Source organism: Arcicella rigui, from assembly GCF_034929435.1.
GTDB lineage: Bacteria > Bacteroidota > Bacteroidia > Cytophagales > Spirosomataceae > Arcicella > Arcicella rigui.
In genome coordinates this window covers 44,762-71,210 of sequence record NZ_JAYFUM010000027.1, presented here as the reverse complement: position 1 = coordinate 71,210, position 26,449 = coordinate 44,762, and the positions used below count along the sequence as shown (strand labels likewise).

Below are 26,449 nucleotides of genomic sequence, written 5' to 3'. Positions count from 1 at the left end.
AAATGAGAACAAGGGAACTTATAGGGGATAGTAACAATTTTTTTAGTCCTCAAGTCCTCAAGTCCTCAAGTCCTCAAGTCCTCAAGTCCTCAAGTCCTCAAGTCCTCAAGTCCCAAAAATCAAATCTTCATCTTAAACAACTCTTTAGACCTAAACCATACAATCGTCACGATAATCATCGTCATTGCTCCGCCGAAAATTACTGAAGGAACTGTTCCAAGTAATTTTGCCATTAAGCCTGATTCAAAAGCACCTAATTCATTAGAAGAACTTACAAAAATACCGTTTACAGAAGATACTCTTCCTCGCATTTCGTCGGGAGTAAAGTAACGTAAAATTGTTTGACGAATAATTACACTCACACTATCAAACACACCCGTAAAAAACAGTGCAACCACTGAAAGCCAAATATTGGTAGAAATAGCAAAAACCAAAGTAGCTATACCAAAGCCAGCAATTGCCAATAAAAGATTTCGCCAAGCTTGGTTGAGCGGAGGATAATAAACCATTACAATCATAGAAAGTACTGCTCCGATAGAAGGGGCAGCACGAAGAATGCCCAGTCCTTCTGCTCCAACGTGCAAAATGTCTTCTGAATATACTGGAAGCAAGGCAATTACACCACCAAAAAGTACTGAAAACAAATCTAATGAGATAGCATATAAAATCACTTTTGTTTTGAAAACATAAACGATTCCTTCACGAAGAGAGTAAAAAATATTTACTTTTTGTTCATTTTGTGCAGGAATTGGTGGGGCAGTGATGGTAGAAATCAGCATCATTACCACACAGAATAAACCTACTACGCACCAAAGCGAATGTGTAAGTCCTAAATAAGCGTACAAGAAACCTGCAAAACCCGGGCCTAAAATTGCCCCCGCTTGCCACAATGAACTCTGCCAAGTAGCAGCATTGGCAAATACTTCTTTAGGAATCAAAAATGGATTTAAAGAGCTTGAAGCAGGACTGTAAAAACCTCTTGAAAAACCAATTAGCATAATTACTCCATAAACAATGGTAAGTACTTGAGTTTGGCTAAGATGATTGCCGGGATTAGTCGCCCAGATGAGTACAATAGAACCAACTGTAATAAACGCCAAGCTTACTTGCATAATAGTTTTCTTATTTCTTCTATCAGCAAAGTGTCCACCGAAAAGTGCCAAAGAAATATAGGGTAAAGCTTCCGCCAAGCCAATTAAACCAAGTGCCAGTGGGTCGTGAGTGATTTTGTAAATTGAATATCCAATAATTACTTCTTGCATCAACAATGCCATTGTAACAAAACTATTGGCAAAAATAAAGGCAACAAACTGTGGGTATTTGAGGGCTTCGTAAGGAGATTGTTTTAACGATGAGTCTGTCATAAGTAATAGTTAGGAATTATGGATGATGAGTTGGTCGTGTACGAATTTTCTAAATTATTTAGGATTTCTGATTTCGGAAATGGATAAAATGACTTTATTTTTAATAAAATACGTCAAAAGAAAACATTTAATAAATCCGAAATCCGACTTTTGAAATCCTATATCAACAATTTTCCTTCGTACACTAATCAGAGTCTTTGTTAAAAACAACGCAAAGAATTGCTGAAATATTCCATTTTAGGCATTTTCAATCTCAAATTGAGGCAATTTTTTAGTGCTTTTTACCGTAATTTCATCGCCAACTTGAATTTTATCTAAAACAGAAACCAATAAATTTTGTCCAAATAAAACCCTTTTGCCAGCTTTTCTATAAGTAGAAAGCGTGTAAAGCGGTTCTTTTCCTGTTTTTTCACCAGTTTTTTGGTCGACAGTTGTTAGAATACACCTTGCACAGGGTTTTACGCCCCAAAAAGTAGCTTTACCAATTTGTACTTCAAACCATTGTTCTTCTTCGTAGGCTTCGCCGCCCGTAAAAACCAAATTAGGGCGAAAGCGATTCATCGAAACAGGTTTTTCTAAACGAGTATTCAAATCATTTAATGAAGACTGACCAATGACCAAAAAGGGGTAAGCATCAGCAAAAGAAGTGATTTCTTCACCCGTTAAAGCATATTTTTTATCTACTTCTCTACGACTTTCTTCGGGCATTACCACCAATTTTACGGGCATCTCCAACAATTCAGAGAACCAAGTATTTGCCTCTTCGCTTACTTCCTGAGCCTCGATACTATCGTCCCAAACTTTCACTATGAGCTTCTTATCAGCATTTTTGGCATTGATGCCTACTTTTAAAGTTTTTTCAGGATTTCTCAGATATTTAATGGTTAAAAAATCGTCGTCAATTTCAGGTTGGAAAATAGCTAATTGTGGATATTGCCTTTGTGTCAAGAAATTGCCTTCATTATCTACTAAAAGCCAACGGCGGTCATTTTCTAATCCTCTTTCAGTAACTATTGCTTCTTGGAGGGAAATTCCTCCAAGTGATTTTACGGGATAAATCCAAATTTCAGAGAGTTGTAACATAATTTTGTGGGTTTCCTCCAAAAGTACAAAAACCTGTGGATTTTGATATTTTCCACAGGTTTTTGTTTTAAAATTTGGCTTTTACTGAACCAACAAAGGGAGCATAAAACTTAGGTCTTCGCCAGTATTTTCAAGGGCAATCGGTCGAAACAAGTACCATAAAATATAGTCAAAAAGTACTTCTATTTCTGCCGACGCAGAAGTGATTTTTACCGTCGCTTTTCCGTTTTGGGTACTTAGTTGGTAGGCTAAAATCTCTTTTTTATTATCCAGTATGACCCATTCAGCCAAAGGATTGTTTCTGATAACCAGTTGATAGTTTTTGTTTTTATAAACCAAAATGTAGGTATTGGAGTACCATTTTTCAGGATAAATTTCAGCCATCTTTTGCCCTAATTTATCTGAAATCTCAACTGTACTTTTCCAAAAACCTGTTCTTTTAAAATGAAATTCTTGCTCATTTTGAGTAGCAATTGCTTTGCTATTGAGCGTATTGAAAAAAGTAAATTTTCCTATTTCCTTTTCTGAGTCGAAAAAAGCATAAGAATTGTTGCCGAGGTTTTTCCAATGTTTCATTTCTAATGAAATTTTTATTTGATGGCTTTTACTTTATATCCTTGCTGTTTCAACAAAGCTAATACTCCTGTTTTTCCGCCCAAATGTCCAGCTCCAACGCCAAAAAAAGTAGCCTTACTTTTGATGATAGCATCAATTCTTGGAATCCAATTACGGTTTCTATTTTCCAATAAATCTTTTTCAAAATTAGCGTCGGCTGTTGAAGCATGCTCCATATCTTTTAATATAGCTTCGATGTCTTGGTTACGATAATCTTTAATCATCGTTTTCATTTCCGTTTTACCTTTTGTCCAATTATCTACCATTTTTACCAACATCAATTGAGCTTGTTTTTCCATGCCCATATTGTCGATAGCATCAAATTGTTCTTTTACTGTTTCCAAACCTTTTACTTCTTTGTTTTGCTCTTTCGCCAATTTCACAAAAGCTTCTTCATAGCCCTGCATCGGACAGCCCAGCATGACAGGAATCGTCATCGAGCTTAAAACGAAAGGTTTAAAGCCATTCATCATAGCAATATTTGTTTTTAGAGAATCTTTGAAAAAAGTAGCAACCTTTTGATAATCAGCTTCCGACATGATAGTTTTCAGCGTTTTGCCGTCGGTCATCATCATTGATTTTTGCATTTCTGTCATCATCGTCGGGTCGTCCATATCCAATTCCAAATACACTTGTTCGGTAGTGGCAAATTTGTCCTTTACCACTTGTGGCATAAAAAATTCATCTTTGCAAATCACGTGTATTGTACCGAAAATATAAGAAGGCTTTGAAAGTCCATTGCCAGAAATTTCATACAAAAGTGATTTTTCTTCCTTTTGAGCATAAACTTTAGTGAAATACAAAGAGCTAAAAATAAGAGCAATAGCGAAAAATTTAATGGAGTTTGTCATGTTGGTTAAAGGAAATTTTTGTGGAAAAATAGTTTTAGTCAATGCTTTCTTCTAATTCTGCAAGGCAGTTTTTGAGTTTTTCTAAATGTTGTTGATATACTTTTTTCAAATAAAATTTTACCCACCAATAACCCAGCGGAGAAATCAAAATCGTAACAAGTCCATTGATAAGTAAAAAGTTGGAGGAGATTTCAAGTCCCGAGGTTTCAAGCCCCACAATTGAACCATAAAACATCATTGGTAGCAGCAAGATACAATTGAAAATCAGGTAAATACGGATGAATTTTGATAATTGCTGAACGGTACTTTTAAGAGAAGTAATCAAATCCACATTAGCATCAAAATTTTGAATAATACGATATTCAACCCAAAAGAAACCTAAAATGATGACTGTCACCACAAACAAAATACCACAAACGTACTTATGAAAAACAGCAATATCTGGCAGCAAAATAATGTAAATAAAAAATGGAAAACAGAGCAAACTCAAGATGGATTCAATTACCATATTGCGTTTTAATTTAGACAAAGCATCTTTAGATTTCCCTTTAATCATCAAAGAGAGTTCCTCTTTTTGAACGATTTGCGAAGAAATACTTTCTTGTGAAGTCTTTTGCCAAATATTTTTCAGTTCGTCTAATTCCATTTTTTGTTTAACAATATTTTACTTTTATCTCGAAATTACTGTTCTTTTATCATCAAGGTTCTTAGTTTTTCTCTGATACGAGTCATTTTTACTCTTACATTATTTTGCGTAATACCGATAATTTCAGCGATTTCTTCATTGGGTTTTTCTTCAAAATAGAGCATGATAATTGCCTTCTCAATTTCAGAAAGTTGGTCGATAGCCTTGTACAAAACCTTTACTTTTTCATCCATCGAATCGTCGTAATGCTGTTCAGAAATATCCAAAAGCGTATCCGAAAGTTCTACTCTGATAGGTTTTCTACTTTCTTTTCTAAAATCAGAAATGGCAACATTTAGTGAGATTTGGTAAATCCATGTTGATATTTTCGCTTCATTTCTGAATTTTGGAAAAGCCTTCCACAACTGAATCACAATTTCTTGAAACAAATCCTTGCGGTCGTCTGGGTCACGACGATACATACCGCACACTTTATGCACGATACTTTGGTGAATTTTGATTTGTTCAACAAATTGATTTTCTAAAGAATTAAATGACACAGTTGAGGCTTTTGAAAGTTTAGTCGCATGAGTTTAAAAAGAATTACATTGAAATGAGAATTTTTGTTTTAAAATTCCTTTCAAGTTAATAAAGTATGTTTCTGAGAAATACAATGAAGCTGATTTTCTTTTACTTATGTTGAAAGTATTGAAGAAAAAGCTTAATTTTAAAAGCATAAATAAATAAATCTATATCATTACAACCATGACAGCCAATAATAGTTTAGGCAAGATGCCAACGCCCTATCAAGAAGCCAACAGGTATATCGAAAATGCAAAGCAAACTTTAAAAGAAAAAGCTGGGAAAAAAGACGGTGAATATGCCGATGTAAAGTATGTTCAATCGGCAGCAGGGATTGCTTATGTTGGAGTTTTATTAGCTTTGGATGAGTATTTATTACGAAAAGAAGGAAATAAATTCACTAAGCCTCGAAGTATTGAAGAGTACAGAACTCGAATTGTAAAATATAATAAAAAGCTTTTAGCTTTGCTCAACGAAGCTTATGGAGATTTGCATATAAGTCTTTATTATCACGGAATTCCATCCGTAAGAATTATGACTAACGGACTTAATACTGCAAAGGAAATAATTGCATTTATTGCAGATTGATGCTTGGCTTATCGCTTTCGGAATTCTCCACTTTATCAAATGTATGACAAAGTGGAGAATTATTCCTCACTCCGCACTCAAAATTCTAAACTCAATTTACTTCACTTCCATCAAGCAAATTTTACTTGTCTTTTCGGTTACTTTAAATCGGTCATCAATTCTAAAACCGACTACCCAAACTACCGAACCGTTTGACGTTAGTAAATAAACTTCTTTCTTTAGATTTAAAGGTACTTTTTGGTCAATAAGAAAATCGCTGATAAGTTTTTTCTTGTTCATCCCAAGCGGACAGAACCAGTCGCCTTCTTTCCATTTTCTTAATTGAAGCGGAAAACGAACTTTATCGGCATCTAAGCAAGCTACTTTTTTGGCTGTGGGTACTGTAAATCCTTCTTCGATTTCTGTAATTGCTCCGATATTCAACATTCTTTCACCAAACTCTACCACCACATTATTTTTTTCAATGGTTTTGCTCGTAAAAGCCTGTAAATTTTTAGGCGTAATCACCAATTCTGTTCGGTCTTTTACTAAAGTATGGGTCGGCGTAAGGAAAGTTTTACCAGATTCTTTATCGAAAGCCTCAAAAATATCTTGACTTTGCTGATAACTAAAATGATAAGGTTTCAACAATTCCGCCAGTTTAATCACTGGTTGCGAAAGCGTTTGAATGGCTTTGTAATTGACATAAATCGCCTGAGAATCCGACCAAGTAATTTGTTTTCTTAGCATTTCCATTTCTTGTTCAAAAATATCTTCTACTGCCGTAATTCTTTCTACGGTTTGTTGAATGGTATTTTCAAGATTTGGGTTGATTTGTTTCAACAAAGGCACTACTTCGTTACGAATCAGATTGCGTTGATATTTATTGGATTCATTTGATGAGTCTTCTCTCCAAATAATTTGATTTTCAACTACATAATCAAAAATACTTTCTTTTTCAGCGAATAAAATTGGGCGAATAATGTGTCCGTTTTTTACTCTGATTCCATGCAAACCAGCAATACCAGTACCTTTGGTAAGGTTTAATAAAACGGTTTCTAAAACATCGTTTTGGTGATGAGCCGTAGCGATATAATCGAAATTGTGTTGTACTCTTATTTTTTCAAACCATTCATAACGAAGGATTCGAGCTGCCATTTGTGTCGAAATTTTTTCATTTTCGGCAAAATCAGCCGTTTGGAAAGTCGTCACAAAGAATGGAACTTTGTATTTGATAGAGAGTTTTTTTACAAACATTTCGTCTTCATTTGATTCTTCTCCACGAAGACCAAAATTGCAGTGAGCAATGGCAAAATCAATTTTTGCTTTGCTGAAAAGGTCGCACATCACGACAGAATCCATACCACCACTTACAGCCAAAAGCACTTTTTGAGACGGTTGAATAAGATTTTGTTTGTTAATAAACGTTAAAAACTCGTTGAGCATGATTTTATTTGGCTAATTTTGCAAGCACAAGATTTATGAAATATTCCACAAAAATACATCAATTAAAAGCAATTCAAGAGAAGATGAAGTCATTTGAAAGCAATAAGTCCGTTTCAAGTATTTTATCGTATATTTTCTTGACGTTGATTTTATTGAATTTCACCTCTTTTTCGGTAAAAGCCCAAACTACGAATTCAAATCAAGTAGAAATTATCAAAGCCGACAGTTTAATTGGTATAAATCAGCCATTTATGCAAATGAAAAAGCTGATTGGAAACGTTGGTTTACGACAAGGCACTACGCTTTTGTATTGTAATTTGGCAGTTTTGAACGAAACAACCAATATTTTGGAAGCTTACGGAAAAGTAAAAATTATTCAAGCCGACACGGTTACAATTACGGGTGATACTGCTTATTATTTCGGAAATGAAAGAAAAGCAAAAATTAATGGTCACGTAAAATTAGATGACCGAACAATCGTACTTTCTACAAGTGCTTTGGACTATGACCTAAATACCAACATTGCTTATTACAATACTGGTGGAAAAATTGTCGATAAAAAGAGTACACTTACCAGTAAAGAAGGTTATTACAGTACGGTAACAAAACTTTTTGATTTCAAGAAAAATGTAAAAGTTTTTGATAAAGAAGGAAGCCTATCGGCTGATTCTTTGCGGTATAGTACTTTGTCGAAAGAAGCTTTTTTTATAGCTCCAACGCTGGTTGTTAATAAAAAAGATACTACTTATGCCAATCCCGGAAGTCAGTATAATACGGTAACGAAAATTTCTAATTTGAAAGGACGTTCGACCGTAAAAACGGAAGATTATACAATGACTGCCGACACGATGATTTATGACCCGCCGACAGAAATTGGTGTAGCGATTGGAAATATTCACTTTATCTCGAAAAAAGATAAAGCTATTTTAACAGGAGATAGAGGACGATATGCTAAAAAAACGGGTGTTACCAGAGTATTTGGACACGCTTTATTGAAGAATGTTTTTGAGAATGATACGCTTTTTTTAACAGCCGATACTTTAGTTTCTTTGGATAACAAAGAAACTAAAACCAAGAAACTTTACGCTTACAAGAAAGTACTGATTTACAAAAGTGACTTTGCAGGCAAATGCGATTCACTCAGTTATAATGTTTCAGATTCTACTATTTACTTCTATCAGAAGCCCATTTTGTGGAATTTGAAGAATCAATCCGAAGCCGATTCTATTCATATTTTATTGAAAAACAATAAAATCAGTACGATGAATATGAAAGGTAAATCTTTTGTGATTTCGATAGATACCCTTACCAACTACAACCAAATGAAAGGAAGAAAAATGTTGGTAACTTTTACGAAGGACTCGAAAATTGAAAAAGTAAATGTAGAAGGCAATGGCGAAAGTATCTATTTTGCAGTGGATGAAAAAAATACGCTAACAGGTATGAACCGTGTGCAATGTGGTAAAATGACTATGAGTTTTGCCAAAAACAAAATTTCAAAAATTGCCTTTTTAGCAAAGCCCGAAGGAAAATTTATTCCACCCAAAGAAGTAAAAGAAGATGATAAAGAATTGGACGGTTTTAGATGGAAAGCGGTAGATAAACCCACCAAAGAATCTATTTTAGCAAGAGTAGCACGCACAATACCAGCAAGTACAAAGGCAGTAAAAAAAGATTCTTTGTCGGTAAAAAAAGACATAAAAGCAGTAAATCCTGTACCGTTAGATAAAATAATCAAGAAATCTAAAACCAAACTTTGAAAATAGAATTTTTTTGATATATTTTTGTTCAAATATTGAAAATATTAAGATTTCCAAGCAACCTTTTTCAAGAATAAACAGTCTATATAATTGTAATTGCACAAAAGTTTTTTCTGAATATCTTAATCTTGTTTGGACTAAATAACTAATAAATGAAATGAAACCTATACTATCACACATACGAGCTATTTTGTTGATTGCCTTCACAATGTCGGTGACATTCGTGTTTGCACAAACAACAGATAGCCGCTATAAAAGCCGCTTGGAAGTAAAACCCAAGCAAAAAACGATGAATCAGATTATCAACTCGACTTCTTTCAAAAAGAAGCCGTTTTCATACTTTCAGCCATCACATCTTTCGCTTGATAGAAATATAAACTATCAACGTTCTACTGCTATTCGCCAGTATTTTACTAATTCATTAATGGTGCAAGCTCCAAAAAGTAATGCCCATTTAGCTAAAACTGAAACAGCCAGTCTAACAAGTACTGAATCTAACAAAGCAGAAGAAGCAATCAGTACAGAAGATAGACTTTTTAATAACGAAAAATTAATTGTTTCTAATATATATCCCAATCCTGCGGATGATTATGCCACGATTGATTACGTGATGACCTCGCAGGTAAACGAAGTGAAAATTACTTTTTATAACGTTTTGGGAAGTGAAGTAAAAGAAGAAGTATTAGACAAAGAACAAGGAAAATTAAGAATTTCGACAAAAGAATGGGGAAACGGTATTTATCTCTATCAATTATCAGCCGACGGACGTTCGTTAGTAACGAAAAAGTTATTGGTTAGACATCAGTGAATAGATAGATGAGTAAGAGTGATGATTGACGAGTGTAGCGTTTTGACTTTACACATTGATTATCAAAACTTTACTTAGCTTCCGAAAAGTATAAAAATTAAAAAGGGTATCGAAATAGTTCGATACCCTTTTTAATTTTTATGGAAAAACAATTACTTCGGAAATTTCATTTTGTAATCTACTTTGATATTTCCTTTGCTAATGTTAGCCAATTTGTTTTTCAGCATTCTCTTTTTCACAGGACTTAAATGGTCGGTGAAAAGAATTCCGTCGATATGGTCATATTCGTGTTGGATAATGCGAGCTGCCAAACCTTCGTACTCTTCGATATGCTCGTTCCAGTCAACATCCAAGTACTTAATTTTTACAAATTCTGGACGATAAACATCTTCACGGATATTTGGAATCGACAAACAGCCTTCTTCAAAAGCCCACTCGTCGCCGTCTTCTTCTAAAATTTCAGCATTGATAAATACTTTTTTGAAATCTACTAAAGATGGGTCTTTGTCTCGTTCGTCTAAATCTTCCCCTTCGTTAAACGGGCGACCGTCCACTACAAACATTCTGATAGCCAAGCCAATTTGCGGAGCAGCCAAACCTACACCAGAAGCATTGTACATGGTTTCAAACATATCTTCTGATAATTTCTTAACATCAATTGAGCCTTTTTCTATATCAACGGCAACTTTTCTGAGAACGGAATCACCGTAGGCAACTATAGGATAAATCATTTTCTGTATTTTCTGAATTCGGCAAAACTCACCGATTGGTTATGTATGTGATTGGCTTTCGCAAATCTTTCCACAAAGTTACAGAAAAGGTTTATTTTTTCTTTCTTCGTTGTACGGCTTCCTTCTTCGGAATGGTATGTTTTTCTAAAATTTGCTTTTTTGAGGCTTTTACTTCATCTGTTTTGCAGTGTCCCCAGATACGTTCTTTCGCAATTTTGGTATTTTCTTCAAAATTGATAAGTGGCAAAGGATAATCCACGTTGAGATGAAAACCGTAAAAATCTTGTTCCAAGTTGGTCATTTTCCAAGGTTCGTGGAGGTACGACAAAGGACAATTCTTTAATTCTGGAAGCCATTGTTTGATAAAAATACCTTCGGGGTCATGTTCTTGCGACTGTTTGATAGGATTGTACATCCTGACCGTATTAATGCCCGTAACACCCGCTTGCATCTGGATTTGTGGATAATGAATGCCCGGCTCGAAATCTAAAAACAATCTTGCCAAATGCAAAGCTCCTTCTTTCCAATGTTGAAAAAGTTGATGAGTAAGTACCGAAACCAACATAGCACGCATCCGAAAATTAAGATAACCTGTTTCAATCAAACAACGCATACAAGCATCTACCAACGGAAAACCCGTTTTACCTTCTGCCCAAGCTTGAAAAAAATCATCATTTTCACTAATCAGAAGGGAATCGTAGCCACGGTTGAGATTTTCAAATTCCATTCGGTCTTCCATTTCAAACTTTTGGATAAAATGACAATGCCAACGCAGTCTTGAACCAAAATTATCCAACTGCCACTTGAGTGTTGGATTTTCTTTTGAAGCTTTTATTTGAGCTTGATAAATTTGCCGAACACTGATACATCCCCAAGCAATATATGGCGAAAGCCGACTACAACCTTTGCGAGAAGCCAAAGGTTTTGAGAGCGATTTTGCATAATTCTTTACTCTTTCGTTCAGAAAAGAATGAAGATAACGATGAGCAAAACTTTCTCCTCCGGGCTGTTGTGCTTTATTGAAAGTATAGTCTTTGAAAAGTATCGCAGGATTGTTGATTACTTGAATGGGCAAATTTTCTGGTAATTTCAAATTCGATTCAATATTATTGAAATCAGCTTCTGCCAATGGCTTACTCATGTACTGATGCCACTCTTTTCCCCAGTTTTCACGATTGCGTTTGCCTCTCACTACCCCATTGTTCTGAAATTCCAGCCAAGTAATTTGCTCTTGTTTACAGAAAGTACTTACGGCTTTGTCTCGGTCATAAGTAATTTTAAGCCCTGTTTCTTGATGTGAAAAGATTTTATGAATCGTTTCTTTTTTGTGTAAAGTTTCCAAAGAGGAGGTTACTTCTCCATAAATAATTTTAATAGAAAGTTGCGGATGAATACTTTGTAATTGTTGGTTTAAATCCTGTAAAGCCTCCCAAACAAACTGCCAATGGCGAGCAGAATAATGGGCATCTTGCATCAGCGAGGGTTCAAAGCAATAGAGCATCAAAAGCGGTTTATTATCCGCCAATGCTTCTTTCAAGGCTTCGTTGTCTCTCAAACGAAGGTCACGTTTAAACCACAAGATATTGATCACTTATTTTGATAGGACATTTGAGTACTTTATAAATCTTGAAAGGAGTATATTTGTTTTGAGAATGAGTTGTAATTTGTAGAATCACTCATACTTATTTGAAACGCAAAGCTGAATTTCTAATGTCCATCTATCTCAACATTCACACACATCATCCTTCCACAGAAAAAGATACTTTGAGTATTATTAATGCTCAAACGGCTTCGGGTTGGATGGATATGGCTGTGGGAAAATTTTCGGTGGGTTTGCATCCGTGGTATATCAAACCTGAAAGGATTGATGAGGATTTTGCTCAATTAGAAAAATTGGCTCGCCAGCCAAACGTTTTAGCCATTGGCGAATGTGGCTTGGATAGATTGATAACTTTAGATTTAAGATTTCAAGAAGAAGTATTTATCAGACAAATTCGTTTGGCAGAAAGCTTGCAAAAACCTGTGATTATTCATTGCGTAAAGGCTTTTTCGGACTTGATTGCCTTGAAAAAAAAGTTGAAAACCAGTATTCCAATGATAGTTCATGGCTTTAATAATAATGCCCAAATTGCCGAAGAATTAATTAAACATCAATTTTATCTTTCTTTCGGAACGGCTATATTAAATTCTGAATCGAATGCCAGTAAAATCATCTCAACTATGCCAATTCAGCAGTTATTTTTAGAAACAGACGACAAAAATTGCTTTATTTCGACTATATTTGCCCATGCTTCAAACTATTTAAACCAGCCTGTTGAAGTTTTACAAGAACAAATATTACAAAATTTCAAAATAGTAGTAAGTGTCGATTCGAGCGTGGTATGAAAAAAAAATCAAGAGTCAAAAAACCGGTTGCGAAAGAGATTAAAACGGGTATTCCTCACACACCACTATCCATCCACTACCAACCAATTAGTATGCAAAGAAACTTTTATAAAGCCCATCCATGGCATGGCATCCAGATTGGAGAGAACATGCCGAAAGTAGTTACTGCTTTCATCGAGATAGTATCAACAGATACTGTAAAGTATGAAATCGACAAAGAGACTGGTTATTTGAAAATCGACCGTCCTCAAAAATTCTCTAACATCGTTCCTGCCTTGTACGGCTTCTTACCTCAAACTTACTGTGGTGAAAATACTGCTCAGTTTGCTCGTGAGCAATCAGGAAAAGCGATTGAATCAGGCGATGGAGACCCATTGGATATTTTAGTTCTTTCTGAACGTACTATCACACATGGAGATATTATTTGTCAGGCTATTCCAATCGGTGGAATTAGAATGATTGATAAAGGAGAAGCAGATGATAAAATCATTGCTGTTTTGAAAGGCGATTCATTATATGGTGGCTGGACAGACATTTCTCAGTGTCCAAAACCAATTATCGACCGTTTGGTTCACTATTTCTTAACGTACAAAAATATCCCAGGCGAAGAAAAAGTAGCGGTTGATATTGATGAAGTTTACGGTGCAGAAGTAGCTCACCAAATCATTTTGAAATCAAGAGAAGACTACCGTAACTTGGTAGGATAATATAAATTGATTTGAAAATTTGAGGATTTGAAAATCTAATAAGGATTTGAAGATTTGAAAATGTTGTAAAGTATGAATTATGATTTTTATAATCCTTTCTCGCTTACAATTTTCAAATCTTCAAATCCTCAAATTTTCAAATTAAAAAATTACACCACCACTTCCCCGTACAAATCAAACTCCTCTGCACGATTTACTTTTACGTTGGCAAAATCGCCCAAACGCACGTATTGCGTAGCTGGAACTAAAACTTCGTTATCCACTTCAGGCGAGTCGAATTGTGTTCTTCCAATAAAATACCCACCTTCTTTTCTGTCGAATAGTACTTTGTAAGTATTCCCGATTCTGTTCTGGTTCAATTCCATCGAAATATCTTGTTGCAAAGCCATAATTTCGTCGGCACGCTCTTGTTTTACTTCCGCAGGTACATCGTCTTCAAAAGTGTGTGAATGCGTATCGTCTTCATGCGAATAAGTGAAAACACCCAGACGGTCGAAACGCATTTTTTCAACAAACTGATAAGTTTCTTCAAAATCTGCTTCGGTTTCTCCTGGATGCCCAGAAATCAAAGTTGTTCTCAAAGCAATTTCTGGTACTCTGTCACGAATGGCGTTGATTAAATCTTCAGTTTTTTCACGAGTAATACCACGACGCATTCTTTTCAATACTTCTGTAGAACCACTTTGTAAAGGCATATCCAAATACTTACAAATGTTTGGATATTTTGCCATTGTGTCTAAAACATCCATCGGGAAACCTGCTGGATAAGCGTATTGCAAACGAATCCAATCAAGTCCTTCGATGTCGGCAAATTGCTCTAACAATTCAGAAAGATTACGCTTTTTATAAATATCTAATCCGTAATACGTTAAATCTTGGGCAATCAATATCAATTCTTTTGTACCACGTTTTACTAATGATTTTGCTTCAACGACCAAATCTTCAATAGAACGAGAAACGTGTCCGCCACGCATCAAAGGAATAGCACAGAAAGAACAAGGACGGTCGCAACCCTCCGCAATTTTCAAATAAGCATAATGTGTTGGCGTAGTGAGTAAACGCTCGCCGATGAGTTCGTGTTTGTAGTCTGCTTTTAGCGTTTTTAGCAAACGAGGCAATTCGTTTGTGCCAAAAAAAGCATCAACGGCTGGAATTTCAGCCTCTAATTCATCTTTATAACGATGCGACAAACAGCCCGTAACGTACAATTTATCAATAATGCCAGATTCTTTGGCATCCACGTATCTCAAAATTGTATCAATAGATTCTTGTTTGGCATTATCAATAAATCCACAAGTATTTACAATCACAACGTTGGCATCGTCCTTTTTAGATTCATGTGTAACATTCATGCCATTACCTTTCAATTGCGTGTAAATTACTTCTGAATCCACCAAGTTTTTACTGCAACCCAGCGTTACGATATTTACTTTATTCTTACGTAATGTTTTAGTTTTCATTTCAAGAAGCCCAAATGCTGATGGGAAATTTTTAATTAGCCTGCAATTTACAACAAAATTTTTCAGCATTCAGCTTTGAAGAGAAGCCTTCGCTTTTTTCTTTTGAAGTGATGGCTTAGAAGTGTTAAAATCAATGGTAGAATTTAATTTATTTCTATTGAAAACTCTAACTTTGTTGTTCAAAAATGAAAGTATCATTCTTTTCGTGACAGAATTGTCTTGTTAATTTTCAAATTAACATATCTTCAAATTTTCAAATTATTAACATGGATTTCAATTTCAAACAATATCATGTACGTTCAATCAACGCCGCTTCAGCCGAAGAGCGTGCAGCTATCAATCAAGAATTAAAGGATTTTTATGCTTCGTTGAACGAAGAAGATAAAAAATCTTTCAATACTCAATTACAAACTTTTATTGCCAGAGAAATGGGACGCTTGAAAACGGATTATGAGGCGATTAAGCGGAATGAGCTGTAAGCTGTCAGCTGTGAGTCATCAGCTTTGAGTTATGAGCTTTTTTTGTCAATATGGTTTTAAATTAAAAAGCTCAAAGCTCGTTGCTTATAGCTCATAGCTCAAAGCTTATAGCTGAATACCTAAAAATCATAACCAATTGAAACTCCTGAAACATTAGCTTTTGAAGATGGTGTTGAGAAACCACGCAAAGAATCAGATGCACCAATGTTGATTCTTTCATAACGGAGTTTGATAGTCAACTTTTTAATTCTTGCTCCGATTTCGATAGACGGCGATAATTGTTTCTTCAAATCTAATTCAGCATTTGGCATATTTAGATTCTTCTCGTCTAATTTTATTTTTGATAAAACAGGATAACTTGCTGAAATTCTTAGCGTTAATTTTACTTTAGATTTTGTAGTGTAATTAACTTTTGCTCCAAAAGTAGGAGAAAGGAATTTATATTTTTCTTGAACAGTAAGCGGATTTCCCTCTGTTCCGTATTCGGAAGTACGATTCCAGAATTTTCCTTCAATACCCAAAAATGGTTCAAGTACCCAATTGGTGCTGTCTTTTAGCTTGAAAGGCACGCCCACATCTACATTAAAAAAGCCACCATTGTATCTTTTTTGTGGATAATTAGGGAGAAGGTTGGCATTTCCAACATTAAATTGTTTATCAAACACGTTAGATAAAGAAGCGGCCTCAACAGCGTTTTTCTGAGAAGTACTTAGGCTTTTAAATAAACCTGTGCCAAAAGTAATATTTGTTTTGGGGCTTGCTTGTATTTTCAGTTGTAGCCCGATTTCTCCAACAATACTTTTTTCAAACCAATCATAATTCAAGACCGAAGCCGTTGGACGAATCGTGATAAACTTCAGGCTATCAGCTTTTTGGGCTGAAACACCAAAAGAAACAAAACTTGAAAGTATGAAGAAAAGTATAAATCGTCTCATTGTAAATCCTGAATCTAATGTTTGATTATCAAAATAATCAAACGCAAAAGTACGGTTTTAATTGTCAAAAGTACGACAATTAAACTGGCTTTTACCCTTAAAATTTCTTAAATTTTATCATATCTTCTTATCTTTAATTTGTTGTCATTTTGAAACGAAAATGATAACAACATTTTAAAAAGATGTAATTTTGGCGTATGCGAATAGACCCATCAACCATAGAGAGAATCCGACAAAGTGCTGATATTGCCGACGTAATCGGCGACTATGTTTCCTTAAAGAAAAAAGGAGCAAACCTTTGGGCTTGTTGTCCTTTTCATGGCGAAAAATCTCCTTCTTTTTCTGTATCACCTGCCAAAGGTATTTATAAATGTTTCGGTTGTGGAAAAGCAGGCGACTCTATCCGTTTTATTATGGATATTGAAGGCTTGGGTTATGGTGAAGCACTTCGCCACCTTGCCAAGAAGTACGGCATCGAAATCCAAGAAACGCAACTTACTGATGAACAACAATTGGCACAAAATGAACGAGAAAGTCTTTTAATCGCTCTGAATTATGCCAAAAATTACTATCAAAATAACCTTTTTCAACATGACGAAGGGCAATCTATTGCGTATCCTTACTTCAAAGAAAGAGGTTTTAATGATAAAACCATTCGTACTTTTGAATTGGGATATAGCTTAGATAGTTGGGATGCTTTTACGAAAGAAGCCCAGAAAAATGGCTATAATTTGGATATTTTGGTAAAAGCTGGACTCACGATTCTAAAAACTAATGAAAACGAAAGTACTTATCAAAACCAAAAAACTTTCGACCGCTTTAGAAACCGAGTTACTTTTCCGATTCATAATGTAGCAGGGAAAGTAATTGCCTTTGGAGCAAGAATTCTGAAAAATGACAAATCACAAGCCAAGTATTTAAACTCGCCTGAAACCGAAGTTTATCATAAATCAAATGTACTTTACGGGATTTTTCAAGCCAAAAATGCCATCAGAACCAAAGACGTTTGTTACTTGGTAGAAGGTTATACCGATGTCATTTCATTGCATCAAGCAGGTATCGAAAATGTAGTGGCTTCGTCGGGTACTTCATTGACGATTGAGCAGATTCGTTTAATTGCCCGATTTACACAAAATATCACCGTTTTGTACGATGGCGACCCTGCGGGAATTAAAGCGTCCTTGCGAGGAATGGACATGATTTTGGAAGAAGGACTCAATGTAAAACTCGTAGTTTTTCCAGAAGGCGAAGACCCCGACAGTTATGTTCAGAAAATTGGTTCAGAAGCCTTTGTCGATTATATTCAAAAAACCGCAAGCGATTTTATAACTTTCAAAGCTGAACTTTTTCTGAAAGAAGCAGGAAATGACCCTTTCAAAAGAGCAGAATTAATCAAAGACATGGTGGCAAGTATTTCTAAAATTCCAGATTCAATCAAAAGGTCTGTATTTTTTCAGAAAACCGCCAATTTGATGCAAATTGATGAAAGAGTACTGATTTCGGAAAGTAATAAAATTACGCTTGAAAGAGGAAAACAAAAAGAAAAAGACACACAGAGAGAGTCAAATCGTCAGCGATTACAAAATGATTTACCTTCGGGCGTAACCCTAAGTAAACCCAAAGAAAATATCAATTTTGATGATTTACCAAGCTTTTCAGAAGAAGAGGAGTTTTCGGGTTTTCCTATGGATACTCCTCCGCCAAAAACGCCGAATCCAGTAGAAAGCACCAAAAGCGTTCCTTCAGGAATTACTTTACAGGAAAGAGAATGTGTAAGATTATTGGTGAATCATGGCTTTAAAGATGTTGACCCAGTTGTAGCACCAGGCGTTACATTGATGCAATATATTTTGTCGGAGATTGAAGGAATCAATTTTGAAACCCCTATTTATCAGCGTATTTTATCACTTTGTCGTGCGAAATTCTTAGAAGGCATCGTTTTAGATACAAATTACTTTATTAGTCATAGCGATAACGCCATTCAGCAAGAAGCCATCAATTTAGCTACCGAACGCTACGCCGCTTCGGAAATTTGGCTCAAGTATGAAATTATTGTTCCTACCGAAGACGATAAATTGGCAGATTTAGCCTATCAAAATATTCTTAGAATCAAGAAGGCTTTTAATGACCAACAGATGAAAAATTTAATTCAACAAATGGCAACAACCAACGATGCAGCCGAGCAAACGCATTTACTCAGTTTGTTTATGGAAGCAAAAGCCATAGAAAAGCAAATTGCGAAAGAGCTTGGAACTGTAATTGGAAGATAGAAATAAACAAAACCACAAAAGATGATAAAGAGATTATATTTGGTTCGTCATGCTACTGCTTCACAGTCGGTTAGTCCCGATATAGTGCGTCCACTTACTTCCAGTGGCATGATTGACGTGGCTCGTATGGGCAAATTTTTATCCAAAAAGATAGAAAACCCAGTGGATTTAGTCATTACTTCTAATGCCGAACGTACACAAATGACGGCAAAAGTATTATGTGAACAATTGGGAATTGACGAAGACAAAGTACTTGTACGTCGTTCTTTATACGAAAGTTCGCCAAAGCATTATTTGGATGCCATCAATGCCATTCCTGAAAATGTACAAACAGCTATTTTGGTAGGACACAATCCGAGCATCAGTTATTTTGCAGAGTACTTAACTCACGCAGAAATTGATTCAATGCCCACTTGTGGCGTAGTAGCCATGACGATTGAGCATTTCACTTGGGCAGAAGTAGGCAAAAAATCAGCAACGCTTACTTTTTACGAAACGCCAGAAAGTATTTTGGGGAATTGAGGGTTTGAAAAGGAGAGGGTAGCGTGTATCACTCACACACTACCCCTTTCTATAAAAATGTTCTTTGAGTAATTAGAAACGTCTATTCACCAGTAAGTTGTTTTTGGACAGACAAAACAAAGTCGATAGAAACATTTGCTAATTTAGCACTTTGTTCAAGCGTCAGCTCCATAGAAAGAGCATTCATAATGGTTTCTGTTTTCACTGCTAAGTTTTCAGCTTCTCTTGCTTCTTGTATTTTTTTACTTTCGTTTTTTACCGCCAAAGCATTAGCCGAAATAGCCATTTCATAAGCTAATTTTTGTTCTGGCGTCATGTTACGAATGTCTAATTCAGATATAGCTTTTTTGAGCCAATCCTCATTCCAAAAAGTAGGAAACTGTGATGTTTCTGTAACTTTATGTAAATTTTGCATTGTATAAATGAGTTTATCTAAATCAGTTGTTACTTCTGTTTGCTTCTTTTTGAACTTGTCAAGTTCTACTGTTACGAACGACATTTGGTCGTCAATAGTTTCATTTTTGGAATTGCGAAGTATAGCAATGTTATGATAGTCAGTTATTTGTGAAAAAATACTTTTTGCTAAAATTCCAATACAATAAATCCTTGGTAGATTTTCAAATTTATACTCACCTTTCTTTACTAAGGTATTAAAGCGATGTAAAACATAAAATTTCATGCGTTGGATAAACTCAGGGTATTCACTCAACTGCATTTCCACGATAAAGTGATTTTCATTTTCATCAACACAAGCAATGTCATAAATCCCGCTACGGCTGTCTATTGTAATGGCAGAAATATCATTTTTAACAAACTCGACTAATTTTATTGGAATAGATGAGTCTATTAAGGCTTGTAAAGCCTTTTTTAGAAAAGTAGTGTCCGCTTCATTTCCAAAGGTAGCCTTAAAACCATAATCTGAAAGGATTGAGATAAACCTTCTATTTTCGTTGTAAATGTCCATATAATCAACTACTTAATTAAACTTAAATTTACAATATTTTCTTGTTTTAAGAAAGCTAACCAAGTACTTCAACTGATTTTAGGCTCTCCTAAGACCTACAAAAAAGAAGAGCATCACACTCTGGGAATGTTGACATAATTTACGAAACTTGAATCATAAAGCGTGCGTGACGCTCTTTACCATTTTAGTTCGTAGGAAAAACCTAAGAATAGTTTTATTCATAATTACCAAAACTTCCACCAAGGGGACGCTTTTTGAATCTGAGTATCATTTTCGGAAACTGGATTCTTTGGAAATTCAGCGTACTTTTTTTCTATTTCTTCTTCTTGTGCTGCTGCCTTTGGATTATGAAATACATCCTCTTTTTCATTTTCAGTACCAGCAGTTCCTTTTTGATTTGTGCTATTCTCTGGTTTGAAAAACTCTCCTTTGTCGTCCATACCTATTGGGAATATTGTCCTTTTTCTCCATTCTGACGTTTGAAGTTCTGTGATAGGAATAGAGTTTGCTTTTTCATCAAAGCTTCCTCTTGCTTTTATTGTAATATCTTCTTCAATATTAGTGTCTGCACTTGCGAAAAAAGCAACAGTATTATAAGGGATTTGTAGAAGAAAAATCTGTGTTTTATCTCCAATCTTATAAATATCAAGTACTTTAAAAAAAGATTTTGCAGGTAAAAGTGCGTGTCCCAATTTTTCAGATTCGGGAAAAAAAGATAAATCAGTCGCATTCGAAGAAGCAATTAAATAACGTAGATTAGTTTCAAGTCCTCCACCTTTGAAAGACATATCTACAAGACCTCGTTCCATTAAAATTTGTCCAACCTCATATTTTGAGATTAAGTCTTCTGAAAGTGTAGTGTCTCTGTAATATAGTGTTAGTCCACTGAAGGTTTGATTGTAAATTTCGTCAAACGGAACGTTATTCATGTCAAGCATTTGATTTTGTGTTTAGATATTTTTTATAATGTGTAATGACCTCTACTTGCTAATATTTCTATTCTTTTCTTCTCAAAGCTAAATAATCCCCAAACCTCTCCCAAACTTCCCAATCAATAATTACAAAAAACTTATTAAACGGTAAATATCTTAGTAGAATACTATTTTTTGTATTCTGTATTTTTGTAAATAGGCTATCGCATTGTACATATAGCCAATCGCACAGTAAAAGTGAGCTATCGCATTGTGTATATAAGCAATCGCACGGTGTGAATAGGTAATCTTACAGTGTATTTAACCAATCGCACAGTGAGTATAAGTAATCGCACAGTATATATAGGCAGTCGCACGGTTCGAATAGCTAATCGCACGACGTAAATAGGTAATCGCAAGCTGTGAATGAGCTATCGCATTGCTATTATGAGTGATGTGATTTTAAAATGAAGGTAAATGACTTTCGGTGTACTCATGGCATGACTCACTTCACCACTTTGTAAAGCAAGAATAAGCTATCAGTCATGCCATGAGTAAATAAAATGTGTGAAATAACTCATGGCATGACTCACTTCACTACTTTGTAAAGTAATAATAAGCTATCGCTCATGCCATGAGTATATAGTTGTTGCTAATAATCAATTGTTTATAATGCTTTTTTCAGAACGGCTTGTCTTGTTGTGAGTTGTTTGTTTAAAAGTACTTTTTCTGTCCAAGCTAATATTTTATAGGGGAAGTTTTTCTGGAAAACTATCTCTATCGAACGCTGTGTTGCTGGATAATTTAAAGCATATACTTTTAAATCTTTCTCTTGCAATGCTGTGCCTGTATAATCTTTAATTTCACCTTTTGCCTGTTGGATGGTAGGCGATTGCTGTGTTTCACTGCAAAACTTTAAACTTGGAATAATCTCAAATTCATCTTGTGGCAAAGTTTCGGGTGAGAGTCTAATTCTATTCCAAATTTCATCTTCTAACCATACTCTTTTCAGTTCCAAGCTTTTTGAAACTTTATTATTGGCATAACTTTTTTCTTCTATTTGATAAGCCCGATTGTGTTGATTTAGTTGATATACAAGAAGATTTGAAAGCGATTGAAACGAATGAGTCACTTTTGGAGCATGAGGAAACAGCTTTATATCAAGCGGAGCGTAAACAGTACTTATCGCAGAAAAATCATATTTTTCTTGCAAACTCATTTTTAAAACATTTATCGCTTCGGATGATTGGTTAGAAGGAGTTTCTACTTGCTTATCGGTATCAAAAGGCTTAATAGCAAAAGTCAAAGTTGCTTCTGCTTGGGTGATTTTCCCAGCTATTTCTTCTTGGATTTGATAAGTACTTGTTTCTGTTTTACCTGCTGACCAATAATTTGTAAATACCTTTTCCGTGGCAGAGGGTGAAGTGAAAAGTGGCGTTTCTGGTTTTTTGGGTTCTTGCTGATAAACAGTAGCTTTTCTGGCAAAAGCAAAAATAACAGCCATTGTTACCCAAATAGCTAAAAAGTTGTTTCTGATGAAGTGATTCATTCGATAAAGATTTTCTATGAATTGTATGATAAGCCAATTTACACATTTTCAAGAAAATCCGTATCTTGGATTGAGAATCAAATTAATCAACAAATGAAAAAACATTTATTCAAAACAGCCTTATTATTACTGACTACTTTTAGTTTTGTGTCTTTGGCACAAATAGAAAAAGCTCCAGCACGAGCAGAAGGAGAAGGACAATTCAATCGCATGATTATCAGAGGGGTAAACCTTATCAATGGCACAGGTTCGCCGATGCAAGGGCCTTGTGATATTGTGGTAGAGAAAAACAAGATTGTAGAAATTAAGGTAGTCGGTTATCCGGGTGTGCCAATTGACCCCAAAAATCGCCCTCAATTAAATGCAGGCGATAAAGAATTAGATTGTACAGGAATGTATATGTTGCCGGGCTTTGTAGATATGCACGGACACATCGGAGGTAAATCGCAAGGTACTCCAGCAGAGTATGTATATAAACTATGGTTGAGCCATGGTATCACTACCATCCGAGACCCATCAGCAGGCAATGGTTTAGAATGGGTTTTAGACCAAAAAGCTAAGTCATTAAAAAATGAAATTACCGCTCCAAGAATATTAGCTTATACTGCTTTTGGCATGGGAGCAAAAGAAACTATTTCTACGCCCGAGCAAGCCAAAGCATGGGTTGAAGAAAATGCAAAAAAGGGAGCTGACGGCATTAAATTTTTTGGAGCAAGACCAGAAGTAATCGAAGTAGCTATCAAAAGAAACAAAGAATTAGGTTTACGTTCGGCATATCATCATGCACAAGTAGATGTGGCTCGTTGGAATGTATTAAACTCTGCCAGAGCAGGACTTACCTCGATGGAACATTGGTACGGTTTGCCAGAAGCACTTTTCGACCATCAAACCATTCAGGATTATCCAGCCGATTATAATTATAGCAATGAACAAAATCGTTTTGAAGAAGCAGGAAAATTGTGGAAACAGGCTGCAAAACCCGGTTCAAAACGTTGGAATGAAGTAATGGACGAATTGTTGAAATTAGATTTCACTATCGACCCTACTTTTAATATTTATGAAGCCAATCGTGAATTAATGTTGGCTCGTCGTGCCGAATGGCATGAAGAATACACCATGCCACAATTATGGCGTTTTTATCAGCCTTCACGTATTTCGCATGGTTCGTATTGGCAAGAATGGGGAACAGAGCAAGAAGTACAATGGAAAGAAAACTATAAACTATGGATGGCGTTTATCAACGAATATAAAAACAGAGGAGGAAGAGTAACGGCAGGTTCAGACTCAGGATTTATCTTTCAGTTGTATGGTTTTGCTTATATCCGTGAATTAGAATTGTTAAGAGAAGCTGGTTTTCATCCTTTAGAAGTAATTCGTGCGGCAACCTTAAAAGGTGCGGAGGCTTTGGGAATGGCAGATAAGATTGGTAGTATAGAAGTAGGAAAATTGGCGGATATGGTGATTTTAGAAGAAAATCCACTGAAAAACCTAAAGAATCTTTACGGAACTGGAGCAATCAGATTGACAGAAAACAACGAAGTTGTACGTGTTGGCGGAGTAAAATATACGATTAAAGACGGAGTACTTTACGATGCTAAAAAACTTTTAGCCGATGTTCGTAAAATCGTTGCTGATGCTAAAAAGAAAGAAAACTTCGAGATATTTCAACCCGGTTTAGAGAAAAAGAAAGGAACGAAAGTACAGGGGAGTAAGGAGTAAGTAGGAGTGCTGAATTGCAAATTGCGAGTTATGAATTTTAAATTCTCAATATGCAATTGAATCAGTAAAATAAGTAATACTAAGGATACTAAAACCAATAGTTTTAATTTTCCACTCAGAAGCTGTTTAAACTTTCTTGTTTTTCTGTTAGTGGGTGAATTAATTCGCCCGCTAACAGAAAACAAGATTTTGAATATTAAGATTTATTCTGCAAATCATTTTCAATCACTAACTTTCAAATCTTCAAATTAACAAATCTTCAAATTAACAAAGAATCTCATTCAGATTGTATAAAAAATTTGCTTTTCACGGCGTTGGAGTTTTACTTTGCAACATCAAGTCAATTTTCCTCCGAGGAATTCCTCCTCAACAGGTAATTGATTTATAAAGAAGAAGGGAGAGAATAGGCTCTATGAACTTCTGGCAACCTACCGCTTCGTAACGGCAAGGTGCTAATTCCTACCTGATAAATGAAACAAATTTTGTGGACACTCAGGAAATATAAACCAATTACGATTACTCTCCCAGTTATTTTTTGCTGTTAAGTTTTCGTCAGGTTTACGATTTAATTATTCGTTAATCGTCACGTTTTCGTGACCTTAATTTGTCAGCTTTATGTCAAAATTTATTCGAGTAACAACAGGCAATTACCTGATTGTTCATGGCTTCGACGCCAACAACAAAGAAATTATCGAAGAAGTAAACGTTGCCGAAAAAACGGTGAAAATTGTTGCTATCAAACGTATTCAGTCTATTTCAGAAAAATACATTTTAGTAACAGGTTCGCATGGCAGAATGATGTATTGGGAATACGAGGAAAGTTTTGAGGATTTACAAAAGCAATTATCCTATAATTCACTTTTGGTTGAGTAAATAAAGGTTTCACACAAAAGAGTATTGAAGCTCATTTTTTATACATTGAATAATCTTTTTAAATACAATCAGCCTTTCCAACTCGAAGCGGGAGGTATTTTACCAGAGCTTGAACTGGCTTATCAAACTTTGGGAGAATTAAATAAAGACTGCTCGAATGTAGTCTGGATTTGTCATGCTTTCACAGGAAGTCACGATGTAGAAGACTGGTGGCAAGGTTTAGTAGGAAGAGGAAAATTATATAATCCAGACAGACATTTTATTATTTGTGTGAATGTATTGGGTTCGCATTATGGAAGTACAGGGCCGCTTTCCATCAATCCAGCCACGGGCGAGCCTTATTATCATACATTTCCATTCATTACCATTCGTGATATTGTAAATTCATTTGATTTGCTTCGTGAACATCTGGGAATACAGAAAATAAAAACTTGTATTGGCGGTTCTTTAGGCGGACAGCAAGCCGTAGAATGGGCGATTTCGCAACCCGATTTAATCAAAAACTTGATATTAATTGCTACCAATGCCCAACACTCTCCATGGGGGATTGCCTTCAATGAGTCGCAAAGAATGGCGATAGAAGTAGATCCAACTTGGAAAGAAAGCCATCCGCAGGCAGGTATCGAAGGCATGAAAGCCGCCAGAGCAACGGCTTTGATTTCGTATAGAAATTATGAAACCTACGGAATTACACAAGCCCGTAATGATGAACCGCTGGGGAAAGCTCATAGAGCGATGGGTTATCAGCGATACCAAGGAGAAAAATTGGCACAGCGATTTAATGCCTATTCTTATTATGTACTTTCACAAGTAATGGACTCGCAAGATGTTGGTCGTGGTCGTGGAGGACTTGTACAGGCACTTTCGCAAATCAAGGCAAAAACCTTGGTAATGGGCATCAAGTCGGACACCCTTTTCCCAATTAACGAACAAGCATTTTTGGCAAAACATATACCCGGAGCAACTTTTCAAGCATTAGATTCCTTGTACGGACACGACGGTTTTTTGATAGAAAGCCAATTAATCACCAAAGCCATTAAGTTATGGAAAAAATTTGTACGTTTAGATGTCAATCCAATGTATGATTTCTTTAAGCGATTGGAGAAGAAAGAGGTGGCGGTGTAAGGAATTATGAGTTTTTAATTATGAATGATGAGTTAGGCTTGTACGAAGGATTATGGAAATTGTTGATTTTGGCTTTCGGATGTCGGATTTCAGATTCATACTTTTTTTAGAAGTATTT

The 26,449-nt window shown here is 35.5% G+C and carries 25 protein-coding genes and 1 riboswitch; of the genes, 11 read left to right on the top strand and 14 right to left on the bottom strand.

All coding sequences use genetic code 11. The features are described from left to right. Positions 1-119: 119 nt before the first annotated feature. The 6 genes from VB248_RS19920 to VB248_RS19895 all read right to left on the bottom strand — a co-directional run bounded on the left by VB248_RS19920 (position 120) and on the right by VB248_RS19895 (position 5,098). Positions 120-1,364, bottom strand: a complete 1,245-nt coding sequence (locus VB248_RS19920) for an MFS transporter (RefSeq protein WP_323298590.1) — start codon at positions 1,362-1,364, stop codon at positions 120-122. A gap of 237 nt (positions 1,365-1,601) precedes the next feature. Beyond that, positions 1,602-2,447: an MOSC domain-containing protein gene (locus tag VB248_RS19915; RefSeq protein ID WP_323298589.1), complete on the bottom strand. Its 846-nt coding sequence runs from the start codon at positions 2,445-2,447 to the stop codon at positions 1,602-1,604. A gap of 81 nt (positions 2,448-2,528) precedes the next feature. After that, entirely contained in the window at positions 2,529-3,023 is a 495-nt protein-coding gene (locus VB248_RS19910; protein ID WP_323298588.1) for a hypothetical protein, read from the bottom strand. Between the two features lie 14 nt (positions 3,024-3,037). After that, entirely contained in the window at positions 3,038-3,913 is an 876-nt protein-coding gene (locus VB248_RS19905; protein ID WP_323298587.1) for a TraB/GumN family protein, read from the bottom strand. Between the two features lie 34 nt (positions 3,914-3,947). Further along, positions 3,948-4,559, bottom strand: coding sequence for a hypothetical protein (locus VB248_RS19900; protein WP_323298586.1), 612 nt, complete (start codon positions 4,557-4,559; stop codon positions 3,948-3,950). A 35-nt stretch (positions 4,560-4,594) separates the two neighbouring features. Further along, entirely contained in the window at positions 4,595-5,098 is a 504-nt protein-coding gene (locus VB248_RS19895; protein ID WP_323298585.1) for an RNA polymerase sigma factor, read from the bottom strand. A 205-nt stretch (positions 5,099-5,303) separates the two neighbouring features. On the opposite strand from VB248_RS19895, the gene VB248_RS19890 reads away from it, so the two are divergent. Next, on the top strand, positions 5,304-5,708 hold the full coding sequence (locus tag VB248_RS19890) for a DUF5618 family protein (RefSeq protein WP_323298584.1): 405 nt from the start codon (positions 5,304-5,306) through the stop codon (positions 5,706-5,708). 96 nt (positions 5,709-5,804) lie between these two features. Here the strand turns inward: VB248_RS19890 and tilS are convergent, their stop codons facing one another. After that, on the bottom strand, positions 5,805-7,133 hold the full coding sequence (gene tilS, locus VB248_RS19885; RefSeq protein WP_323298583.1) for a tRNA lysidine(34) synthetase TilS: 1,329 nt from the start codon (positions 7,131-7,133) through the stop codon (positions 5,805-5,807). Between the two features lie 35 nt (positions 7,134-7,168). On the opposite strand from tilS, the gene VB248_RS19880 reads away from it, so the two are divergent. Further along, positions 7,169-8,893, top strand: a complete 1,725-nt coding sequence (locus VB248_RS19880; RefSeq protein WP_323298582.1) for an OstA-like protein — start codon at positions 7,169-7,171, stop codon at positions 8,891-8,893. A 157-nt stretch (positions 8,894-9,050) separates the two neighbouring features. After that, the gene (locus VB248_RS19875; RefSeq protein WP_323298581.1) at positions 9,051-9,701 is read left to right on the top strand and encodes a T9SS type A sorting domain-containing protein; all 651 of its coding nucleotides are present in this window, start codon (positions 9,051-9,053) and stop codon (positions 9,699-9,701) included. 152 nt (positions 9,702-9,853) lie between these two features. On the opposite strand, the gene def is transcribed toward VB248_RS19875, so the two are convergent. Both def and VB248_RS19865 read right to left on the bottom strand, forming a co-directional pair. Further along, positions 9,854-10,432, bottom strand: coding sequence for a peptide deformylase (gene def, locus VB248_RS19870; RefSeq protein WP_323298580.1), 579 nt, complete (start codon positions 10,430-10,432; stop codon positions 9,854-9,856). Positions 10,433-10,523: 91 nt separating this feature from the next. Further along, a complete protein-coding gene (locus VB248_RS19865; RefSeq protein ID WP_323298579.1) occupies positions 10,524-12,023 on the bottom strand; it encodes a cryptochrome/deoxyribodipyrimidine photo-lyase family protein in 1,500 nt (499 codons plus the stop codon). A 119-nt stretch (positions 12,024-12,142) separates the two neighbouring features. Between VB248_RS19865 and VB248_RS19860 the strand changes: the two genes are divergently transcribed. Together VB248_RS19860 and VB248_RS19855 are read left to right on the top strand one after the other, a co-directional pair. Further along, positions 12,143-12,817 carry a TatD family hydrolase gene (locus tag VB248_RS19860; RefSeq protein ID WP_323298578.1) on the top strand — a complete coding sequence of 225 codons (675 nt, stop codon included), beginning with the start codon at positions 12,143-12,145 and terminating at the stop codon, positions 12,815-12,817. A 92-nt stretch (positions 12,818-12,909) separates the two neighbouring features. Beyond that, the gene (locus tag VB248_RS19855; RefSeq protein WP_323298577.1) at positions 12,910-13,524 is read left to right on the top strand and encodes an inorganic pyrophosphatase; all 615 of its coding nucleotides are present in this window, start codon (positions 12,910-12,912) and stop codon (positions 13,522-13,524) included. A 149-nt stretch (positions 13,525-13,673) separates the two neighbouring features. Here the strand turns inward: VB248_RS19855 and rimO are convergent, their stop codons facing one another. After that, a complete protein-coding gene (rimO, locus tag VB248_RS19850; protein WP_323298576.1) occupies positions 13,674-14,984 on the bottom strand; it encodes a 30S ribosomal protein S12 methylthiotransferase RimO in 1,311 nt (436 codons plus the stop codon). 266 nt (positions 14,985-15,250) lie between these two features. On the opposite strand from rimO, the gene VB248_RS19845 reads away from it, so the two are divergent. Further along, entirely contained in the window at positions 15,251-15,463 is a 213-nt protein-coding gene (locus tag VB248_RS19845; protein WP_323298575.1) for a hypothetical protein, read from the top strand. Positions 15,464-15,582: 119 nt separating this feature from the next. Here the strand turns inward: VB248_RS19845 and VB248_RS19840 are convergent, their stop codons facing one another. After that, positions 15,583-16,398 carry a hypothetical protein gene (locus tag VB248_RS19840; protein ID WP_323298574.1) on the bottom strand — a complete coding sequence of 272 codons (816 nt, stop codon included), beginning with the start codon at positions 16,396-16,398 and terminating at the stop codon, positions 15,583-15,585. A 197-nt stretch (positions 16,399-16,595) separates the two neighbouring features. On the opposite strand from VB248_RS19840, the gene dnaG reads away from it, so the two are divergent. After that, entirely contained in the window at positions 16,596-18,668 is a 2,073-nt protein-coding gene (dnaG, locus tag VB248_RS19835) for a DNA primase (RefSeq protein WP_323298573.1), read from the top strand. A 21-nt stretch (positions 18,669-18,689) separates the two neighbouring features. After that, positions 18,690-19,190 (top strand): SixA phosphatase family protein, encoded by a 501-nt coding sequence (locus tag VB248_RS19830; RefSeq protein WP_323298572.1) that lies wholly within the window; start codon positions 18,690-18,692, stop codon positions 19,188-19,190. Between the two features lie 82 nt (positions 19,191-19,272). Here the strand turns inward: VB248_RS19830 and VB248_RS19825 are convergent, their stop codons facing one another. The 3 genes from VB248_RS19825 to VB248_RS19815 all read right to left on the bottom strand — a co-directional run bounded on the left by VB248_RS19825 (position 19,273) and on the right by VB248_RS19815 (position 22,614). Continuing rightward, the gene (locus VB248_RS19825; protein WP_323298571.1) at positions 19,273-20,154 is read right to left on the bottom strand and encodes an Rpn family recombination-promoting nuclease/putative transposase; all 882 of its coding nucleotides are present in this window, start codon (positions 20,152-20,154) and stop codon (positions 19,273-19,275) included. A gap of 224 nt (positions 20,155-20,378) precedes the next feature. Further along, positions 20,379-21,092 carry a hypothetical protein gene (locus VB248_RS19820; protein WP_323298570.1) on the bottom strand — a complete coding sequence of 238 codons (714 nt, stop codon included), beginning with the start codon at positions 21,090-21,092 and terminating at the stop codon, positions 20,379-20,381. Positions 21,093-21,732: 640 nt separating this feature from the next. Further along, the gene (locus tag VB248_RS19815; RefSeq protein WP_323298569.1) at positions 21,733-22,614 is read right to left on the bottom strand and encodes a hypothetical protein; all 882 of its coding nucleotides are present in this window, start codon (positions 22,612-22,614) and stop codon (positions 21,733-21,735) included. A 93-nt stretch (positions 22,615-22,707) separates the two neighbouring features. Between VB248_RS19815 and VB248_RS19810 the strand changes: the two genes are divergently transcribed. From VB248_RS19810 to VB248_RS19800, 3 genes are all read left to right on the top strand, one after another. Continuing rightward, positions 22,708-24,333, top strand: coding sequence for an amidohydrolase family protein (locus tag VB248_RS19810; protein WP_323298568.1), 1,626 nt, complete (start codon positions 22,708-22,710; stop codon positions 24,331-24,333). Positions 24,334-24,712: 379 nt separating this feature from the next. After that, a riboswitch (SAM riboswitch) is annotated at positions 24,713-24,841 on the top strand. Positions 24,842-24,948: 107 nt separating this feature from the next. Then, positions 24,949-25,206, top strand: coding sequence for a hypothetical protein (locus VB248_RS19805; protein WP_323298567.1), 258 nt, complete (start codon positions 24,949-24,951; stop codon positions 25,204-25,206). 45 nt (positions 25,207-25,251) lie between these two features. Continuing rightward, positions 25,252-26,331, top strand: a complete 1,080-nt coding sequence (locus VB248_RS19800; protein ID WP_323298566.1) for a homoserine O-acetyltransferase family protein — start codon at positions 25,252-25,254, stop codon at positions 26,329-26,331. Positions 26,332-26,449 lie beyond the last annotated feature (118 nt).

What these genes read in the sequence shown, in the direction of transcription:
- tilS (WP_323298583.1), bottom strand. Translation starts at nt 7,133, where the DNA reads ATGCTCAACGAGTTTTTAACGTTTATTAACAAACAAAATCTTATTCAA.
- def (WP_323298580.1), bottom strand. Translation starts at nt 10,432, where the DNA reads ATGATTTATCCTATAGTTGCCTACGGTGATTCCGTTCTCAGAAAAGTT.
- VB248_RS19825 (WP_323298571.1), bottom strand. Translation starts at nt 20,154, where the DNA reads ATGGACATTTACAACGAAAATAGAAGGTTTATCTCAATCCTTTCAGAT.
- VB248_RS19845 (WP_323298575.1), top strand. Translation starts at nt 15,251, where the DNA reads ATGGATTTCAATTTCAAACAATATCATGTACGTTCAATCAACGCCGCT.
- VB248_RS19840 (WP_323298574.1), bottom strand. Translation starts at nt 16,398, where the DNA reads ATGAGACGATTTATACTTTTCTTCATACTTTCAAGTTTTGTTTCTTTT.
- rimO (WP_323298576.1), bottom strand. Translation starts at nt 14,984, where the DNA reads ATGAAAACTAAAACATTACGTAAGAATAAAGTAAATATCGTAACGCTG.
- VB248_RS19920 (WP_323298590.1), bottom strand. Translation starts at nt 1,364, where the DNA reads ATGACAGACTCATCGTTAAAACAATCTCCTTACGAAGCCCTCAAATAC.
- VB248_RS19820 (WP_323298570.1), bottom strand. Translation starts at nt 21,092, where the DNA reads ATGCTTGACATGAATAACGTTCCGTTTGACGAAATTTACAATCAAACC.
- VB248_RS19815 (WP_323298569.1), bottom strand. Translation starts at nt 22,614, where the DNA reads ATGAATCACTTCATCAGAAACAACTTTTTAGCTATTTGGGTAACAATG.
- VB248_RS19905 (WP_323298587.1), bottom strand. Translation starts at nt 3,913, where the DNA reads ATGACAAACTCCATTAAATTTTTCGCTATTGCTCTTATTTTTAGCTCT.
- dnaG (WP_323298573.1), top strand. Translation starts at nt 16,596, where the DNA reads ATGCGAATAGACCCATCAACCATAGAGAGAATCCGACAAAGTGCTGAT.
- VB248_RS19875 (WP_323298581.1), top strand. Translation starts at nt 9,051, where the DNA reads ATGAAACCTATACTATCACACATACGAGCTATTTTGTTGATTGCCTTC.
- VB248_RS19890 (WP_323298584.1), top strand. Translation starts at nt 5,304, where the DNA reads ATGACAGCCAATAATAGTTTAGGCAAGATGCCAACGCCCTATCAAGAA.
- VB248_RS19805 (WP_323298567.1), top strand. Translation starts at nt 24,949, where the DNA reads ATGTCAAAATTTATTCGAGTAACAACAGGCAATTACCTGATTGTTCAT.
- VB248_RS19855 (WP_323298577.1), top strand. Translation starts at nt 12,910, where the DNA reads ATGCAAAGAAACTTTTATAAAGCCCATCCATGGCATGGCATCCAGATT.
- VB248_RS19900 (WP_323298586.1), bottom strand. Translation starts at nt 4,559, where the DNA reads ATGGAATTAGACGAACTGAAAAATATTTGGCAAAAGACTTCACAAGAA.
- VB248_RS19830 (WP_323298572.1), top strand. Translation starts at nt 18,690, where the DNA reads ATGATAAAGAGATTATATTTGGTTCGTCATGCTACTGCTTCACAGTCG.
- VB248_RS19910 (WP_323298588.1), bottom strand. Translation starts at nt 3,023, where the DNA reads ATGAAACATTGGAAAAACCTCGGCAACAATTCTTATGCTTTTTTCGAC.
- VB248_RS19860 (WP_323298578.1), top strand. Translation starts at nt 12,143, where the DNA reads ATGTCCATCTATCTCAACATTCACACACATCATCCTTCCACAGAAAAA.
- VB248_RS19810 (WP_323298568.1), top strand. Translation starts at nt 22,708, where the DNA reads ATGAAAAAACATTTATTCAAAACAGCCTTATTATTACTGACTACTTTT.
- VB248_RS19880 (WP_323298582.1), top strand. Translation starts at nt 7,169, where the DNA reads ATGAAATATTCCACAAAAATACATCAATTAAAAGCAATTCAAGAGAAG.
- VB248_RS19915 (WP_323298589.1), bottom strand. Translation starts at nt 2,447, where the DNA reads ATGTTACAACTCTCTGAAATTTGGATTTATCCCGTAAAATCACTTGGA.